The sequence below is a fragment of the Allomuricauda ruestringensis DSM 13258 genome (assembly GCF_000224085.1).
Taxonomy (GTDB): Bacteria; Bacteroidota; Bacteroidia; order Flavobacteriales; family Flavobacteriaceae; genus Flagellimonas; species Flagellimonas ruestringensis.
The window spans coordinates 713335-727929 of sequence record NC_015945.1 but is presented as its reverse complement, the minus strand read 5'-3'; the positions used below and the strand labels follow the sequence as shown (position 1 = coordinate 727929).

Here is a 14595-nt window from a genome sequence, read left to right as displayed (position 1 = left end):
TCAATACAATGGGAAGAGATTTAAAATATACAAGGAATATAGGTATTGCAGCTCACATTGATGCTGGAAAGACAACTACTACAGAACGTATTCTTTTCTATACAGGTGTGAGTCATAAAATTGGTGAAGTGCACGATGGTGCCGCAACCATGGACTGGATGGAGCAAGAGCAAGAGCGTGGTATTACCATTACCTCTGCGGCTACCACTTGTACATGGAAGTTCCCAATGGAGAATGCGAAAGACTTGCCCGATACAAAAGATTATCACTTTAATATAATTGACACTCCCGGACACGTTGACTTTACGGTTGAAGTAAACCGTTCTTTGCGTGTGTTGGACGGATTGGTGTTCTTGTTCAGTGCCGTGGACGGTGTTGAACCACAATCCGAAACCAACTGGAGATTGGCCGATAACTATAAAGTGCCAAGAATCGGGTTTGTTAACAAAATGGATCGTCAAGGTTCCAACTTCTTGAACGTGTGTAAGCAAGTTCGTGAAATGTTGGGTTCCAATGCGGTGCCGATTGTATTGCCAATTGGTGACGAAGCGGATTTTAGAGGTATTGTCGACTTGGCCAAGAACAGAGCTGTTGTATGGCACGAGGATAACTTCGGTTCTACCTTTGATGTTGTTGACATTCCTGAAGAAATGAAGGCTGAAGTTAAGGAATACAGAGCTGCCTTAATCGAAGCTGTTGCAGAATATGATGAAGAGCTGATGGAAAAATTCTTCGAAGATGAAGATTCCATCACCGAAGATGAAGTACACGCCGCTTTACGTGCTGCTGTTATGGACAGAGCTATCATTCCAATGATTTGTGGTTCTTCCTTTAAAAATAAAGGAGTTCAATTTTTGTTGGATGCAGTTTGCCGTTACTTGCCATCACCTTTGGATAAGGATGATATTGTAGGGCTTCATCCTGATACCGGTGAATCAATCACAAGAAAACCAGACCCAAAAGAGCCTTTTGCGGCTCTTGCCTTTAAGATTGCAACCGATCCTTTTGTAGGTCGTTTGGCATTTTTTAGAGCGTATTCTGGTCGTTTGGATGCAGGTTCTTACATTTTGAATAACCGTTCAGGTAAAAAAGAACGTATTTCACGTATCTACCAGATGCACTCCAACAAACAAAACTCTATAGATTATATTGAGGCTGGAGATATTGGTGCTGCCGTTGGATTTAAAGATATCAAGACAGGGGATACAATGTCTGATGAAAAGGCTCCGATCGTATTGGAGAGCATGGACTTCCCTGATCCCGTTATCGGTATCGCAGTAGAGCCAAAAACAAAAGCTGATGTTGATAAATTGGGTATGGCTTTGGCTAAATTGGCCGAAGAGGATCCAACATTCCAGGTAAAAACAGACGAAGCGTCAGGTCAGACCATTATTTCTGGTATGGGTGAACTTCACTTGGATATTATTTGTGATCGTTTAAAGCGTGAGTTTAAGGTAGATGTTAACCAGGGTCAACCTCAGGTAGAGTACAAAGAAGCTATTACCGGAACAGCTGATCACAGAGAAACATATAAAAAGCAGACCGGTGGTCGTGGTAAATTTGCGGATATCGTATTTACTATGGAGCCAGCTGAAGAAGGTAAGTCCGGACTGGAGTTTGTTAACGTGATCAAAGGTGGTAATATTCCTAAGGAATTTATCCCATCCGTCGAGAAAGGATTCAAAGAGGCTATGAAAAATGGTCCTTTGGCAGGATTTGAAATGGATTCCATGAAAATTACCCTTAAAGATGGTTCTTTCCACCCTGTGGATTCCGACCAACTTTCTTTCGAACTTGCTGCAAAATTGGGTTACAAGGTTGCTGCCAAAAAAGCGAAAGCGGTAATTATGGAGCCAATTATGAAGTTGGAGGTACTTACTCCGGAAGAAAACATGGGTGACATTGTTGGTGACTTGAACCGTAGAAGGGGGCAAGTGAACAGCATGTCAGATAGAGCAGGGGCTAAGGTCATTAAAGCTGAAGTGCCACTATCGGAAATGTTTGGTTATGTTACTTCCTTGAGGACATTGTCTTCAGGTAGGGCGACATCCACAATGGAATTTTCACACTATGCAGATACACCTTCCAATATTGCGGAGGAAGTAATCAAAGCAGCAAAAGGAGTAACCGCTTAATTTTTCAGCAAGATGAGTCAAAAAATTAGAATAAAATTGAAATCTTACGATCACAATTTGGTGGACAAATCTGCTGAGAAGATCGTGAAGACAGTAAAAACAACAGGTGCTGTGGTAACTGGACCAATTCCATTGCCAACACGCAAAAAGATATTTACGGTTTTGCGTTCACCCCACGTGAACAAAAAATCGAGAGAGCAGTTCCAATTGAGCTCTTACAAGAGATTATTGGATATTTACAGCTCTTCATCAAAAACCATCGACGCCCTTATGAAGCTTGAGCTTCCTAGTGGTGTGGAGGTTGAGATTAAGGTCTGATAGTGTTTCTGCCCTAGGCGGGAGCAACATGTCCCGAACGACGGTTCGGGAAAAACGGAGAAAGAAAAAAATCTGGGTCAGAACAGAATATTTTCTTGACCCAATTTTTTTGCCAAGAAATTGGCTAGAGTTATAAAAAGTAAATAATTGTTAATTAATTAAATATGTCTGGGTTAATAGGTAAGAAAATCGGTATGACCAGCATTTTCGACGAGAATGGAAAGAACGTTCCATGTACCGTATTGGAAGCTGGGCCATGCGTGGTTACCCAAGTCAGAACCGAAGAGGTCGACGGGTACAGTGCCCTTCAGCTAGGTTTCGATGACAAGGCAGAAAAACGTGCTAACAAGGCCGAAACAGGTCACTACAAAAAAGCAGGTGCTTCTCCAAAAAAGAAAGTCGTTGAGTTCCAAGGGTTTGAAGGTGAATTCAAATTGGGAGACACCGTAGGTGTTGACCTTTTTGTAGAAGGAGAGTTTGTTGATGTCATAGGGACATCAAAAGGAAAAGGATTCCAAGGTGTTGTAAAACGTCATGGTTTCGGTGGAGTTGGTCAAGCGACCCACGGTCAGCACAACAGATTGAGAGCCCCTGGTTCCATAGGTGCTGCATCTTACCCTTCCAAAGTTGTGAAAGGTATGCGAATGGCCGGTAGAATGGGTGGTGAAAGAGTGACAGTTCAAAACTTGAGAGTATTGAAAGTGGTTCCTGAGAAAAATCTTTTGGTAGTTAAAGGATGTGTTCCAGGTCATAAGAATGCTTACGTAACAATTGAGAAGTAATGAAGGTTGCAGTTTTAGATATCAAAGGAAAAGAAACAGGTAGAAAGGTAGACCTTTCTGACGATGTTTTCGCCATAGAGCCTAACGAGCACGCTATTTATTTGGATGTAAAGCAGTACTTGGCCCATCAGAGACAAGGAACGCACAAAGCCAAAGAAAGAGCAGAGATTGCTGGTAGTACCAGAAAGATCAAAAAACAAAAAGGTACTGGTACCGCAAGGGCAGGTAGTATCAAATCACCGATATTTAGAGGTGGTGGTAGAATTTTTGGTCCAAGACCAAAGGACTATACCCAAAAGTTGAACAAGAACATGAAGCGATTGGCCAGAAAATCGGCCTTGAGCTTAAAATCCAAAGAGAAATCTTTAGTGGTGGTGGAAGACTTCAGTTTTGAAGCTCCAAAAACCAAGGACTTTGTTAATTTCTTGTCTTCCTTGGGGATAGAAAATAAAAAGTCCCTTATTGTGTTGGGCGATTCAAATAATAACGTATATTTGTCGTCGCGTAATTTGGAACGCTCCGAGGTTGTAACAGGCTCAGAATTAAATACTTACAAAATTGTTAACGCAACAAGTTTAGTATTGACCGAAAGCGCTTTGGAAAGAATTGAATCGAACCTAAAGAAATAAAAGTATCATGAGTGTGTTGATAAAACCGATAATTACGGAAAAAATGACCGCTGATAGCGAGCTTTTCAATCGCTACGGATTCTTTGTAAATCCAGCTGCTAACAAGTTGGAAATCAAAGAAGCGGTAGAGGCTACTTATGGTGTTTCTGTTGAAAAGGTAAGAACCATGAATTATGGTCCAATGCGTAAGAGTCGTTATACAAAAACCGGAATTCAGCACGGTAAAACAAATGCAATCAAAAAAGCAATTGTTGATGTAGCTGAAGGTGATATTATTGATTTTTACAGTAATCTATAAAGACGAGAAATGTCAGTTAGAAAATTAAAACCGATAACCCCTGGGCAGCGTTTTAGAGTAGTAAACGGATTTGACGCGATTACTACTGATAAGCCGGAGAAAAGCTTGCTTGCTCCGATCAAAAAGACGGGTGGTAGGAACAGTCAAGGAAAAATGACCATGCGCCATAAAGGTGGTGGACATAAAAGAAGATATCGAATCATCGATTTCAAAAGGGACAAGCAGGATGTTGATGCCACTGTGGTGTCAATTCAATATGATCCCAATAGAACTGCATTTATCGCCTTGGTAGAATACAAGGATGGTGAAAAAAGATATGTAGTTGCCCAAAACGGATTGCAGGTAGGTCAGACAATCAAGTCTGGTTCCGGATCTGCTCCTGAAATCGGAAATGCTCTTCCTTTGGGGGAGATTCCATTGGGTACCATTGTGTCTTGCATGGAATTGAGACCGGGTCAAGGTGCTATTATGGCGCGAAGTGCCGGAACTTTTGCCCAGTTGATGGCGAAAGACGGTAAGTTCGTTACCCTGAAATTGCCTTCCGGTGAAACTAGAATGATTTTGGCTACTTGTTTGGCTACTATCGGAGCAGTTTCCAACTCTGACCACCAATTGCTGGTATCCGGTAAAGCGGGTAGAAGCAGATGGTTGGGTAGAAGACCAAGAACTAGACCAGTAGCTATGAACCCTGTTGATCACCCAATGGGTGGTGGTGAAGGTAGAGCTTCAGGAGGTCATCCAAGATCTAGGAACGGTATTCCTGCAAAAGGATACAGAACCCGTTCTAGAACTAAGGACACCAATAAATATATCATAGAACGTAGAAAGAAATAAAAGAAAAGTAAATGGCACGTTCGTTAAAAAAAGGACCATACGTTCATTTTAGTCTGGAAAAGAAAGTCCAGGCCAATATAGAATCAGGTAAAAAATCAGTTATCAAAACGTGGTCTAGAGCCTCTATGATAACGCCAGACTTTGTTGGGCAAACCATCGCGGTACATAACGGTAGACAATTTGTTCCCGTATTTGTAACAGAGAACATGGTGGGTCACAAACTTGGGGAATTTTCACCTACAAGATCTTTTAGAGGTCATGCAGGAGCTAAAAACAAAGGTAAAAAGTAAGTAAGCTATGGGAGTTCGTAAAAGACAAATGGCCGAAAGGTTAAAAGAAGAGAAGAAGCAACTTGCTATTGCAAAGCTTAACAATTGCCCAACTTCCCCGAGAAAAATGCGTTTGGTCGCTGACTTGGTAAGAGGTAAGCAAATTGAGATGGCATTGGCTACCCTAAGGTTCAACCCAAAAGAAGCATCCAGAAAACTGGAAAAGCTATTGCTCTCTGCAATTGCTAACTGGGAAGCTAAAAATGAGGGTGCAGATATCGAGGCAGCTGATCTTTACATCAAGGAAATCCGTGTAGATGGAGGAACCATGTTGAAGAGATTGAGACCAGCTCCACAAGGTAGAGCACATAGAATCAGAAAGCGTTCCAATCATGTTACCATGATTTTGGAGGCCAATAACAACGTTCAAAGCTAGAAGAATAATATGGGACAGAAGACCAATCCAATAGGAAATCGCTTAGGAATTATCAGAGGATGGGAATCCAACTGGTACGGAGGAAATGATTACGGCGATAAACTGGCTGAAGACGATAAGATCAGAAAATACCTATTTGCGCGTTTGGCAAAAGCTAGCGTATCTAGAGTTATTATAGAGAGAACCTTGAAATTGATTACCATTACCATTACCACGTCCAGGCCTGGTATTATTATTGGTAAAGGTGGGCAAGAGGTAGATAAACTTAAGGAAGAGCTTAAGAAAATTACCAACAAAGAGGTTCAGATCAATATTCACGAGATAAAGAGACCTGAGCTTGATGCAAACTTGGTAGCTGCAAGTGTCGCAAGACAGATTGAAAGCAGGATTTCATACAGAAGAGCCATTAAAATGGCCATTGCAGCAGCAATGCGTATGAATGCCGAAGGAATCAAGATTCAGATTTCCGGACGCTTGAACGGGGCCGAGATGGCACGTTCGGAATCTTACAAAGAAGGAAGAATTCCTTTGTCTACTTTCCGTGCAGATGTGGACTATGCCTTACACGAAGCTCACACTACTTATGGTAGATTGGGCGTAAAGGTATGGATCATGAAAGGAGAGGTTTATGGTAAAAGAGATCTTTCCCCATTGGTAGGATTGAGCAAGAGTCAAGGAAAAGGCGGTAAGGATAACAAGAAATCCCGTCGTAGAAAGTAATAAGATAAAGTAAGGTAAAATGTTACAGCCAAAAAGAACAAAATTTCGTAAGGCCCAGAAAGGGCGTATGAAGGGGAACTCACAGAGAGGACACCAGCTTTCCAATGGAATGTTCGGTATCAAGTCCATGGATTCGCACTTCATTACTTCCCGTCAGATAGAGGCTGCACGTATCGCTGCGACAAGATACATGAAAAGACAAGGTCAGTTGTGGATCAAAATATTCCCGGACAAGCCTATCACCAAAAAACCTCTCGAGGTTCGTATGGGTAAAGGTAAAGGTGCTCCAGAATATTGGGTAGCCGTAGTAAAACCTGGTAGAATCATGTTCGAGGTCGGTGGTGTACCAATGGATGTTGCTAAGGAAGCCTTGAGGCTAGCAGCGCAAAAACTACCGGTTAAAACCAAGTTTATTGTGGCTAGGGATTATTCCGCCTAATTTTTAATTGAGAAGAAAGATGAGACAATCAGAAATAAAAGAACTTTCAATTGAAGAGCTAAAGGAGCGATTGGCCGAGTTCAAAAAACAACACGCTGATCTTAAAATGGCGCACGCTGTTACTCCTTTGGAAAATCCTTTACAAATCAGAAAGACTAGAAGGACGGTAGCAAGACTTGCAACTGAATTAACTAAAAGGGAATTACAATAATCGGTTCTGCCTTATGGAAAACAGAAATTTAAGAAAAGAAAGAATAGGCGTTGTTACCAGCAACAAAATGGAGAAATCGATAGTGGTTTCTGAGGTAAAACGAGTGAAGCACCCCATGTACGGGAAATTCGTTCTGAAGACCAAGAAATATGTTGCCCACGACGAGAAGAACGATTGCAACGAAGGTGATACCGTTAAAATAATGGAAACACGACCATTGAGCAAAACAAAATGCTGGAGGTTGGTAGAAATCCTAGAAAGAGCTAAATAATTATGGTACAGCAAGAATCAAGATTAAGAGTTGCGGACAATACCGGTGCAAAAGAAGTTTTGACCATCCGCGTACTAGGAGGAACAAAAAGAAGATACGCATCTTTGGGTGACAAAATCGTTGTTACCGTAAAAGAGGCTACTCCAAACGGTACTGTAAAGAAAGGTTCTGTTTCTACAGCGGTTGTTGTTAGAACCAAGAAAGAAGTGAGAAGACCAGATGGTTCTTATATCCGTTTCGACGACAACGCATGTGTGTTGTTGAACCCAACCGGGGAGATGAGAGGAACTCGTGTATTTGGTCCTGTTGCCAGAGAGTTGAGGGACAGACAATTCATGAAGATTGTTTCATTGGCACCTGAAGTGCTATAAAAGAAATATCAGAGAGATGAAGTTGAAAATAAAAACAGGGGACACGGTAAAAGTCATTGCGGGAGACCACAAAGGCAGCGAAGGCAAAGTGCTTAAAGTAGACCGTGAAAAGAACAAAGCTATCGTAGAAGGCATCAACGAGGTGTCCAAACACGAAAAGCCAAGTGCGAACAACCCTCAAGGAGGCATAACAAAAAAGGAAGCCCCAATACATATTTCCAATCTTTCCTTGATCGATCCAAAATCTGGTGAAGCCACTCGAATAGGATACGAAGTAAGGGATGGAAAGAAAGTAAGGTTTTCCAAAAAATCCAATGAAGTAATTTAGTCATGAGTTACATTCCAAGATTAAAGCAAGAATATAAGGAGCGCGTGATCAAAGCGCTAACTGATGAATTTGGTTACAAAAACGTAATGCAAGTTCCTAAGTTGCAAAAAATAGTGGTTAGCCGTGGAGTCGGAGCTGCTGTTTCCGACAAAAAGTTGATTGATCATGCCGTGGACGAATTGACCAACATTACAGGTCAAAAAGCGGTCGCTACCCTTTCCAAGAAAGACGTTGCTACGTTCAAATTGAGAAAAGGAATGCCGATTGGTGCAAAAGTGACCCTTAGAGGAGAGCGCATGTACGAATTTTTGGATAGATTGATTACCAGTGCCCTTCCCAGGGTACGTGATTTCTCTGGAGTAAAAGCTACAGGGTTCGATGGTAGAGGAAACTACAATTTGGGAGTTACCGAACAAATCATCTTTCCAGAAATCAATATAGACAGAATCAACAGAATCAACGGAATGGACATCACGTTTGTTACTTCTGCTGAAACTGATAAAGAAGCAAAATCATTGTTAACCGAACTGGGAGTACCCTTTAAAAAGAACTAGTATGGCCAAGGAATCAATGAAAGCCCGTGAAAGAAAAAGGGCTAAAATGGTAGAAAAATACGCCGAGAAAAGAAAGGCTCTAAAAGAGGCGGGAGATTATGAGGCTTTGCAGAAGTTGCCAAAGAACGCTTCTCCTGTTCGCATGAGAAACCGTTGCAAGTTGACCGGTAGACCTCGTGGTTACATGAGAACTTTTGGGCTATCCAGGGTAATGTTTAGGGAAATGGCCAATAAGGGTTTGATTCCGGGAGTTAAAAAGGCAAGTTGGTAATTTAGATAAAGAAAAGAAATGCTTACAGATCCAATTTCAGATTATTTGACCAGATTGAGAAATGCCAGCAAGGCAGGTCATAGGGTTGTAGATATCCCCGGTTCCAATCTTAAAAGACAGATTACCAAAATATTGTTCGATCAAGGCTATATTTTGAGCTATAAATTCGAGGAAGATAAAGTACAGGGCAACATAAAAATCGCCCTTAAGTACGATAAATTTACCAAGGAGCCTATCATTAAAAAATTGCAGCGGGTAAGTAAGCCCGGTCTGCGCAAGTATTCGAACTCTAACGATTTGCCTAGAGTATTGAATGGTTTGGGTATCGCTATCGTTTCTACTTCTCATGGAGTAATGACAAGTAAGCAGGCCCAGCAAGAGAAAGTAGGTGGCGAGGTATTGTGCTACGTATATTAATTGAGAAAAGAGAAGAAAAATGTCAAGAATAGGTAACAGTCCAGTTAAAATTCCTGATGGAGTCACTATAGAAGTAAAAGATTCCGTTGTTACTGTAAAAGGTAAATTGGGAGAACTTACCCAAGAGTTTTCAGGGATTGACATTAAAGTCGAGGACCGAAGCGTTGTTTTGGAAAGACCTTCCGATGACAATAAACACAAATCAAAGCATGGGTTATACCGCGCTCTTATCAATAATATGGTAGAAGGTGTGACCAATGGATGGACCAAAGAGTTGGAACTTGTAGGGGTTGGTTACAGAGCTAGCAATCAAGGACAAAAATTGGATTTGGCCCTAGGGTTTTCTCATAACATTGTTCTGGATATCGCTCCCGAAGTAAAAATCGAGACCATCTCGGAAAAAGGGAAAAACCCTATCGTAAAACTAACATCTCACGACAAACAATTGGTGGGTCAGGTAGCCGCTAAAATTAGAGGTTTCCGTAAGCCAGAGCCTTACAAAGGAAAAGGTGTGAAGTTTGTAGGTGAGCAATTAAGAAGAAAAGCAGGTAAATCAGCTTAATAATTAAGACTATGGGATTATCTAAGACTGAAAGAAAATTACGCATCCGAAGAAGAATACGAAAAGTATCCTTCGGAACTGAAGCAAGACCAAGGTTGTCTGTATTCAGAAGCAATAAAGAAATATACGCACAGTTGATTGACGACGATAAAGGTGTAACTTTGGCGGCGGCTTCATCCAGAGACAAGGATGTCGATGCCAAAGGATCTAAATCCGAAGTAGCGACCAACGTGGGTAAGGCCATAGCGGAAAAAGCGCTTAAGCTTGGTTTTGAAGCCGTAGCTTTTGATAGGGGTGGAAACCTATATCACGGAAGAATAAAATCATTGGCCGAAGGAGCTAGGGAAGCAGGACTAAAATTCTAAGAAACTATGTACCAGAATTACAAAAACGTAGAGATAGTAAAGCCAGGTGGACTGGAGTTGAAAGACCGTTTGGTTGGAGTACAACGTGTTACCAAGGTAACAAAAGGTGGTAGAGCCTTTGGTTTTTCGGCAATAGTTGTAGTTGGTGATGAAAACGGAGTTGTCGGACATGGTTTGGGAAAATCCAAAGATGTTGCCACGGCTATCGCCAAAGCTATAGAGGATGCCAAGAAAAACTTGGTGCGTATTCCATTGAACAAAGGAACGCTTCCTCACGAGCAAAAAGGAAAATACGGTGGAGCACGCGTATACATCAAGCCTGCATCTCACGGTACCGGGGTAATCGCCGGTGGAGCCGTAAGAGCCGTATTGGAAGCAGTAGGTGTACAGGATGTATTGTCTAAATCACAAGGATCTTCCAACCCGCACAACGTAGTAAAAGCTACTTTCGATGCATTGTTGCAATTGAGAAGTGCAGATACCGTTGCAAAGCAAAGAGGAGTTTCTTTGGAAAAAGTCTTTAAAGGATAAATAGAGGATAACATGTCAAAGATTAAAGTTACACAAGTAAAGAGCGGCATCAAAAAGCCACAGAACCAAAAAAGAACTTTGGAGGCTCTTGGATTGCACAAAATCGGACAGGTAGTTGAACACGAATCAACTCCTAGTATCCTTGGAATGGTAAATAAGGTAAAACACTTGGTTTCCACAGAGGAAGCTTAAAATATAAAGGCACATGGATTTGAATAATCTAAAACCAGCGGATGGCGCTGTGCACAAAGAAGGAAAACGTGTAGGACGAGGAGAAGGTTCCGGCAAAGGAGGCACTTCTACCCGTGGGCACAAAGGAGCCAAGTCTAGATCTGGATATTCCAAAAAAATTGGTTTTGAAGGTGGTCAGATGCCATTGCAAAGACGTGTACCCAAGTTCGGTTTCACCAACATGAACAGAAAAGAGTACACAGGTATCAATTTGGGCAAACTTCAGGAATTGGTGGACAAAGGTGCTGTGAAAAAAGAAGTTACTTTGGAAACACTTATTGAAAACGGTTTGGCCCACAAAAACGATTTGGTAAAGATTTTGGGCGATGGTGAATTGAAATCATCTCTTAAAGTATCGGTACATAAATTTACTGCTTCCGCAAAAGCTGCCATCGAGTCAGCAGGAGGTGAAGCAATAAGTTTATAAGACATATAGCATGAAGAAATTTATTGAGACCATATCAAATATCTGGAAGATTGATGAACTGAGACAACGTATCATCCTTACATTGGGACTATTATTGGTTTACCGATTTGGAGCTCAAGTTGTTCTTCCTGGTATTGATACTACCCAATTGGCGGAATTATCCTCGCAGACTGAAAACGGTATCTTGGGAATTCTTAATGCTTTTACGGGTGGTGCTTTTGCGAATGCCTCGGTATTCGCTTTGGGTATTATGCCCTACATCTCCGCATCCATTGTGGTACAGTTGATGGGAATTGCAATTCCTTATCTTCAAAAACTACAAAAGGAAGGCGAAAGTGGTAGAAAAACCATCAATCAGATTACCCGTTGGTTAACCATCGGTATCTGTATTGTTCAAGCCCCGGCATATCTGTACGGTCTTGGTGCCTTAGGTGTGCCAGATAGTGCATTTGTTTTGGGTAAAGGTTTGGATTTTATCGTTCCAGCTGTTATCATATTGGTAACAGGATGTGTGTTTGCCATGTGGTTGGGTGAAAAAATCACCGACAAGGGTATCGGAAACGGTATATCCCTATTGATTATGGTGGGAATCATTGCAACATTGCCACAGGCATTTGCGCAAGAATTTGTTTCAAGAACCACCAACAACACAGGAGGAATCATGTTCATGTTGATTGAGGTGATAGTTTGGTTCTTGGTAATCTTGGCCAGTGTTTACCTAACAATGGCAGTTAGACAAATTCCGGTTCAGTACGCAAGAAGAACAGCTTCTGGCGGATACGAAAAGAACGTTATGGGAGCACGTCAGTACATTCCACTTAAGTTGAATGCATCTGGAGTAATGCCCATTATCTTTGCACAGGCTATTATGTTCGCACCAAGTTTAATAGGTAGAACATTTAACGATACAGCTGCAGGTCAGTGGATGGAAGTACAGTTCGCCGATATTTTTGGATTGGCCTACAACATCCTATTTGCAGTATTGATTATAATATTCACATATTTCTATACAGCGATCACCGTGCCCACCAACAAAATGGCAGATGATCTGAAGAGAAGTGGTGGTTTCATCCCGGGCATACGTCCAGGAAAAGAAACAGGAAACTATTTGGACAAGATAATGTCCTTGATCACATTACCTGGTTCCGTCTTTTTGGCAATGTTGGCCGTGTTGCCCGCAGTTGTTGTAAAATTGATGGATGTACAGGCCGGTTGGGCATTGTTTTATGGAGGTACATCACTATTGATTATGGTTGGTGTAGCAATAGATACTGTACAGCAAGTAAACTCTTATTTGTTGAACAGGCATTACGACGGCTTAATGAAAACCGGTAAAAACAGAAAAGTAGCATAATTTATGGCAAAGCAACCAGCAATAGAACAAGATGGGACTATTATTGAAGCATTGTCTAATGCAATGTTCAGGGTAGAATTAGAAAATGGGCACGTGGTAACGGCGCACATTTCCGGGAAAATGCGTATGCACTACATTAAGCTGCTTCCTGGGGATAAAGTAAAGTTGGAGATGAGTCCATACGATTTAACAAAAGCAAGAATTACTTATAGATACTAGTTACATGAAAGTAAGAGCATCAATAAAGAAGAGAAGTGCCGACTGCAAGATTGTTCGCAGAAAGGGCAGATTGTACGTAATCAACAAAAAGAATCCTAGATTTAAACAAAGACAAGGGTAATTATGGCAAGAATTGCAGGGGTAGATATACCTAAACAAAAGCGTGGCGTTATTTCGCTTACCTACATCTTCGGTATAGGTAAAAGTAGGGCGCAAGAAATTTTGGCAGCAGCCCAAGTAAGTGAAGATACCAAAGTTTCGGATTGGACCGATGATGAAATCGGAAAAATCAGGGAAGCTGTTGGAGCTTACACAATTGAAGGTGAACTTCGCTCAGAAACCTCAATGAACATCAAACGTTTGATGGACATTGGTTGTTACCGTGGAATTCGTCACAGATCAGGATTGCCATTAAGAGGTCAACGTACCAAAAATAACTCTAGGACCAGAAAAGGAAAAAGAAAAACAGTTGCCAACAAGAAAAAAGCAACTAAATAATAAGTAGGTAGTATGGCAAAGGCAAGTACTAAAACAGCTAAAAAGCGCAAAGTAGTCGTAGAATCTACCGGAGAGGCGCACGTTGTTGCATCTTTCAACAACATCATTATTTCACTTACCAATAAGAAAGGTGATGTTATTTCATGGTCTTCCGCTGGAAAAATGGGATTCCGAGGCTCTAAAAAGAACACTCCTTACGCTGCCCAGATAGCAGCAGAGGATTGTGCCAAGGTGGCTCACGAAGCAGGATTGAGAAAAGTGAAGGTGTATGTAAAAGGACCAGGTAACGGAAGGGAATCTGCTATCCGTTCCATTCACAACTCGGGTATCGAGGTAACGGAGATTGTAGATGTTACCCCACTTCCACACAATGGTTGTAGACCCCCTAAAAGAAGAAGAGTTTAATAATCACAAATAGATTAATGGCCCCCAAAAAGGGTCTTCACCCGAAGGTGCAGTTAGATTATCGAAGGATAAGCCTTAATTCATAATCGCACTTTCAAACTAAAAGAAGATGGCAAGATATACAGGACCAAAATCAAAGATCGCTAGAAAGTTTGGAGAAGCGATTTTCGGAGACGACAAAGCTTTCGAAAAGAAAAATTACCCTCCAGGACAACACGGTAACAACAGACGCCGTGGTAAAAAGTCAGAATATGCAATCCAGTTGATGGAGAAGCAAAAAGCAAAATATACTTATGGTATATTAGAAAAGCAATTCCGTAATCTTTTTGCTCAAGCCAAAAGAAAAGAAGGTGTTGCTGGTGAAATCTTGCTTCAATTGTGCGAATCCCGCTTGGACAATGTAGTGTACAGAATGGGAATTTCCCCATCAAGAAGAGGAGCCCGTCAATTGGTATCGCACCGTCATATTACCGTAAACGGAGAGGTAGTAAACATTCCGTCCTATTCACTAAAGGCAGGCGATGTTGTTGGTGTTAGGGAAAAATCCAAATCCGTACAATCCATTGTAGACTCGTTGGCTAACAATAGCAGTGTTTACGAATGGATTACATGGAACTCTGAAAAGAAAGAAGGTACATTTGTTGCCGTCCCAGAAAGACTTCAGATCCCTGAGAACATCAAGGAGCAGCTGATTGTCGAATTATACTCTAAATAAGAATT

Annotated in this window: 28 protein-coding genes; all 28 read left to right on the top strand. The window is 41.5% G+C overall.

What is annotated here, in order from left to right; all coding sequences use genetic code 11:
• The first annotated feature begins 8 nt into the window (after positions 1–8).
• On the top strand, positions 9–2135 hold the full coding sequence (fusA, locus tag MURRU_RS03355) for an elongation factor G (protein ID WP_014032014.1): 2127 nt from the start codon (positions 9–11) through the stop codon (positions 2133–2135).
• Between the two features lie 12 nt (positions 2136–2147).
• Positions 2148–2453, top strand: a complete 306-nt coding sequence (rpsJ, locus tag MURRU_RS03350; protein WP_014032013.1) for a 30S ribosomal protein S10 — start codon at positions 2148–2150, stop codon at positions 2451–2453.
• Between the two features lie 164 nt (positions 2454–2617).
• Positions 2618–3235 (top strand): 50S ribosomal protein L3, encoded by a 618-nt coding sequence (gene rplC / locus MURRU_RS03345; protein WP_014032012.1) that lies wholly within the window; start codon positions 2618–2620, stop codon positions 3233–3235.
• A complete protein-coding gene (gene rplD / locus MURRU_RS03340) occupies positions 3235–3864 on the top strand; it encodes a 50S ribosomal protein L4 (RefSeq protein ID WP_014032011.1) in 630 nt (209 codons plus the stop codon). Before rplC ends, rplD begins: the two co-directional genes overlap by 1 nt.
• Positions 3865–3871: 7 nt before the next feature.
• A complete protein-coding gene (gene rplW, locus MURRU_RS03335; RefSeq protein ID WP_014032010.1) occupies positions 3872–4162 on the top strand; it encodes a 50S ribosomal protein L23 in 291 nt (96 codons plus the stop codon).
• Positions 4163–4171: 9 nt separating this feature from the next.
• Entirely contained in the window at positions 4172–4996 is an 825-nt protein-coding gene (gene rplB, locus MURRU_RS03330) for a 50S ribosomal protein L2 (protein ID WP_014032009.1), read from the top strand.
• A gap of 11 nt (positions 4997–5007) precedes the next feature.
• On the top strand, positions 5008–5286 hold the full coding sequence (rpsS, locus tag MURRU_RS03325) for a 30S ribosomal protein S19 (protein WP_014032008.1): 279 nt from the start codon (positions 5008–5010) through the stop codon (positions 5284–5286).
• Positions 5287–5293: 7 nt separating this feature from the next.
• On the top strand, positions 5294–5701 hold the full coding sequence (gene rplV / locus MURRU_RS03320) for a 50S ribosomal protein L22 (protein WP_014032007.1): 408 nt from the start codon (positions 5294–5296) through the stop codon (positions 5699–5701).
• 9 nt (positions 5702–5710) lie between these two features.
• Positions 5711–6421 (top strand): 30S ribosomal protein S3, encoded by a 711-nt coding sequence (gene rpsC / locus MURRU_RS03315; protein WP_014032006.1) that lies wholly within the window; start codon positions 5711–5713, stop codon positions 6419–6421.
• Between the two features lie 19 nt (positions 6422–6440).
• Positions 6441–6860, top strand: a complete 420-nt coding sequence (rplP, locus tag MURRU_RS03310; protein ID WP_014032005.1) for a 50S ribosomal protein L16 — start codon at positions 6441–6443, stop codon at positions 6858–6860.
• 19 nt (positions 6861–6879) lie between these two features.
• Positions 6880–7071, top strand: coding sequence for a 50S ribosomal protein L29 (gene rpmC, locus MURRU_RS03305; RefSeq protein ID WP_014032004.1), 192 nt, complete (start codon positions 6880–6882; stop codon positions 7069–7071).
• 13 nt (positions 7072–7084) lie between these two features.
• Positions 7085–7342 (top strand): 30S ribosomal protein S17, encoded by a 258-nt coding sequence (rpsQ, locus tag MURRU_RS03300; RefSeq protein WP_014032003.1) that lies wholly within the window; start codon positions 7085–7087, stop codon positions 7340–7342.
• 2 nt (positions 7343–7344) lie between these two features.
• Entirely contained in the window at positions 7345–7713 is a 369-nt protein-coding gene (gene rplN / locus MURRU_RS03295) for a 50S ribosomal protein L14 (protein ID WP_014032002.1), read from the top strand.
• 16 nt (positions 7714–7729) lie between these two features.
• Positions 7730–8041 (top strand): 50S ribosomal protein L24, encoded by a 312-nt coding sequence (gene rplX, locus MURRU_RS03290; protein ID WP_014032001.1) that lies wholly within the window; start codon positions 7730–7732, stop codon positions 8039–8041.
• Positions 8042–8043: 2 nt separating this feature from the next.
• The gene (gene rplE / locus MURRU_RS03285) at positions 8044–8595 is read left to right on the top strand and encodes a 50S ribosomal protein L5 (protein WP_014032000.1); all 552 of its coding nucleotides are present in this window, start codon (positions 8044–8046) and stop codon (positions 8593–8595) included.
• A gap of 1 nt (position 8596) precedes the next feature.
• Positions 8597–8866 carry a 30S ribosomal protein S14 gene (gene rpsN / locus MURRU_RS03280; protein WP_014031999.1) on the top strand — a complete coding sequence of 90 codons (270 nt, stop codon included), beginning with the start codon at positions 8597–8599 and terminating at the stop codon, positions 8864–8866.
• An 18-nt stretch (positions 8867–8884) separates the two neighbouring features.
• Positions 8885–9283: a 30S ribosomal protein S8 gene (rpsH, locus tag MURRU_RS03275; protein ID WP_014031998.1), complete on the top strand. Its 399-nt coding sequence runs from the start codon at positions 8885–8887 to the stop codon at positions 9281–9283.
• A gap of 19 nt (positions 9284–9302) precedes the next feature.
• Positions 9303–9845, top strand: a complete 543-nt coding sequence (rplF, locus tag MURRU_RS03270; protein WP_014031997.1) for a 50S ribosomal protein L6 — start codon at positions 9303–9305, stop codon at positions 9843–9845.
• 11 nt (positions 9846–9856) lie between these two features.
• Complete coding sequence (gene rplR / locus MURRU_RS03265; protein WP_014031996.1) at positions 9857–10210, top strand: 50S ribosomal protein L18; 354 nt, start codon at positions 9857–9859, stop codon at positions 10208–10210.
• A gap of 6 nt (positions 10211–10216) precedes the next feature.
• Positions 10217–10741, top strand: a complete 525-nt coding sequence (gene rpsE / locus MURRU_RS03260; protein ID WP_014031995.1) for a 30S ribosomal protein S5 — start codon at positions 10217–10219, stop codon at positions 10739–10741.
• Positions 10742–10753: 12 nt separating this feature from the next.
• A complete protein-coding gene (rpmD, locus tag MURRU_RS03255; protein ID WP_014031994.1) occupies positions 10754–10933 on the top strand; it encodes a 50S ribosomal protein L30 in 180 nt (59 codons plus the stop codon).
• A gap of 13 nt (positions 10934–10946) precedes the next feature.
• Positions 10947–11399: a 50S ribosomal protein L15 gene (gene rplO, locus MURRU_RS03250; RefSeq protein WP_014031993.1), complete on the top strand. Its 453-nt coding sequence runs from the start codon at positions 10947–10949 to the stop codon at positions 11397–11399.
• 10 nt (positions 11400–11409) lie between these two features.
• Complete coding sequence (gene secY, locus MURRU_RS03245) at positions 11410–12753, top strand: preprotein translocase subunit SecY (protein WP_014031992.1); 1344 nt, start codon at positions 11410–11412, stop codon at positions 12751–12753.
• A 3-nt stretch (positions 12754–12756) separates the two neighbouring features.
• On the top strand, positions 12757–12972 hold the full coding sequence (gene infA, locus MURRU_RS03240) for a translation initiation factor IF-1 (RefSeq protein ID WP_014031991.1): 216 nt from the start codon (positions 12757–12759) through the stop codon (positions 12970–12972).
• Between the two features lie 4 nt (positions 12973–12976).
• A complete protein-coding gene (gene ykgO / locus MURRU_RS17575) occupies positions 12977–13093 on the top strand; it encodes a type B 50S ribosomal protein L36 (RefSeq protein WP_010519235.1) in 117 nt (38 codons plus the stop codon).
• A 2-nt stretch (positions 13094–13095) separates the two neighbouring features.
• Positions 13096–13470: a 30S ribosomal protein S13 gene (gene rpsM / locus MURRU_RS03235; protein WP_014031990.1), complete on the top strand. Its 375-nt coding sequence runs from the start codon at positions 13096–13098 to the stop codon at positions 13468–13470.
• A gap of 12 nt (positions 13471–13482) precedes the next feature.
• Positions 13483–13875 carry a 30S ribosomal protein S11 gene (gene rpsK / locus MURRU_RS03230; RefSeq protein ID WP_014031989.1) on the top strand — a complete coding sequence of 131 codons (393 nt, stop codon included), beginning with the start codon at positions 13483–13485 and terminating at the stop codon, positions 13873–13875.
• A gap of 109 nt (positions 13876–13984) precedes the next feature.
• The gene (gene rpsD, locus MURRU_RS03225) at positions 13985–14590 is read left to right on the top strand and encodes a 30S ribosomal protein S4 (RefSeq protein WP_014031988.1); all 606 of its coding nucleotides are present in this window, start codon (positions 13985–13987) and stop codon (positions 14588–14590) included.
• Positions 14591–14595: the final 5 nt, after the last annotated feature.

What these genes read in the sequence shown, in the direction of transcription:
- rpmC (WP_014032004.1), top strand. Translation starts at nt 6,880, where the DNA reads ATGAGACAATCAGAAATAAAAGAACTTTCAATTGAAGAGCTAAAGGAG.
- rplD (WP_014032011.1), top strand. Translation starts at nt 3,235, where the DNA reads ATGAAGGTTGCAGTTTTAGATATCAAAGGAAAAGAAACAGGTAGAAAG.
- secY (WP_014031992.1), top strand. Translation starts at nt 11,410, where the DNA reads ATGAAGAAATTTATTGAGACCATATCAAATATCTGGAAGATTGATGAA.
- rplW (WP_014032010.1), top strand. Translation starts at nt 3,872, where the DNA reads ATGAGTGTGTTGATAAAACCGATAATTACGGAAAAAATGACCGCTGAT.
- rplB (WP_014032009.1), top strand. Translation starts at nt 4,172, where the DNA reads ATGTCAGTTAGAAAATTAAAACCGATAACCCCTGGGCAGCGTTTTAGA.
- ykgO (WP_010519235.1), top strand. Translation starts at nt 12,977, where the DNA reads ATGAAAGTAAGAGCATCAATAAAGAAGAGAAGTGCCGACTGCAAGATT.
- rpsJ (WP_014032013.1), top strand. Translation starts at nt 2,148, where the DNA reads ATGAGTCAAAAAATTAGAATAAAATTGAAATCTTACGATCACAATTTG.
- rpsH (WP_014031998.1), top strand. Translation starts at nt 8,885, where the DNA reads ATGCTTACAGATCCAATTTCAGATTATTTGACCAGATTGAGAAATGCC.
- rpsN (WP_014031999.1), top strand. Translation starts at nt 8,597, where the DNA reads ATGGCCAAGGAATCAATGAAAGCCCGTGAAAGAAAAAGGGCTAAAATG.
- fusA (WP_014032014.1), top strand. Translation starts at nt 9, where the DNA reads ATGGGAAGAGATTTAAAATATACAAGGAATATAGGTATTGCAGCTCAC.
- rplC (WP_014032012.1), top strand. Translation starts at nt 2,618, where the DNA reads ATGTCTGGGTTAATAGGTAAGAAAATCGGTATGACCAGCATTTTCGAC.
- rpsK (WP_014031989.1), top strand. Translation starts at nt 13,483, where the DNA reads ATGGCAAAGGCAAGTACTAAAACAGCTAAAAAGCGCAAAGTAGTCGTA.
- rplO (WP_014031993.1), top strand. Translation starts at nt 10,947, where the DNA reads ATGGATTTGAATAATCTAAAACCAGCGGATGGCGCTGTGCACAAAGAA.
- rplR (WP_014031996.1), top strand. Translation starts at nt 9,857, where the DNA reads ATGGGATTATCTAAGACTGAAAGAAAATTACGCATCCGAAGAAGAATA.
- rplP (WP_014032005.1), top strand. Translation starts at nt 6,441, where the DNA reads ATGTTACAGCCAAAAAGAACAAAATTTCGTAAGGCCCAGAAAGGGCGT.
- rpsC (WP_014032006.1), top strand. Translation starts at nt 5,711, where the DNA reads ATGGGACAGAAGACCAATCCAATAGGAAATCGCTTAGGAATTATCAGA.
- rpmD (WP_014031994.1), top strand. Translation starts at nt 10,754, where the DNA reads ATGTCAAAGATTAAAGTTACACAAGTAAAGAGCGGCATCAAAAAGCCA.
- rplX (WP_014032001.1), top strand. Translation starts at nt 7,730, where the DNA reads ATGAAGTTGAAAATAAAAACAGGGGACACGGTAAAAGTCATTGCGGGA.
- rpsD (WP_014031988.1), top strand. Translation starts at nt 13,985, where the DNA reads ATGGCAAGATATACAGGACCAAAATCAAAGATCGCTAGAAAGTTTGGA.
- rpsM (WP_014031990.1), top strand. Translation starts at nt 13,096, where the DNA reads ATGGCAAGAATTGCAGGGGTAGATATACCTAAACAAAAGCGTGGCGTT.
- rplE (WP_014032000.1), top strand. Translation starts at nt 8,044, where the DNA reads ATGAGTTACATTCCAAGATTAAAGCAAGAATATAAGGAGCGCGTGATC.
- infA (WP_014031991.1), top strand. Translation starts at nt 12,757, where the DNA reads ATGGCAAAGCAACCAGCAATAGAACAAGATGGGACTATTATTGAAGCA.
- rplV (WP_014032007.1), top strand. Translation starts at nt 5,294, where the DNA reads ATGGGAGTTCGTAAAAGACAAATGGCCGAAAGGTTAAAAGAAGAGAAG.
- rpsQ (WP_014032003.1), top strand. Translation starts at nt 7,085, where the DNA reads ATGGAAAACAGAAATTTAAGAAAAGAAAGAATAGGCGTTGTTACCAGC.
- rpsS (WP_014032008.1), top strand. Translation starts at nt 5,008, where the DNA reads ATGGCACGTTCGTTAAAAAAAGGACCATACGTTCATTTTAGTCTGGAA.
- rplF (WP_014031997.1), top strand. Translation starts at nt 9,303, where the DNA reads ATGTCAAGAATAGGTAACAGTCCAGTTAAAATTCCTGATGGAGTCACT.
- rplN (WP_014032002.1), top strand. Translation starts at nt 7,345, where the DNA reads ATGGTACAGCAAGAATCAAGATTAAGAGTTGCGGACAATACCGGTGCA.
- rpsE (WP_014031995.1), top strand. Translation starts at nt 10,217, where the DNA reads ATGTACCAGAATTACAAAAACGTAGAGATAGTAAAGCCAGGTGGACTG.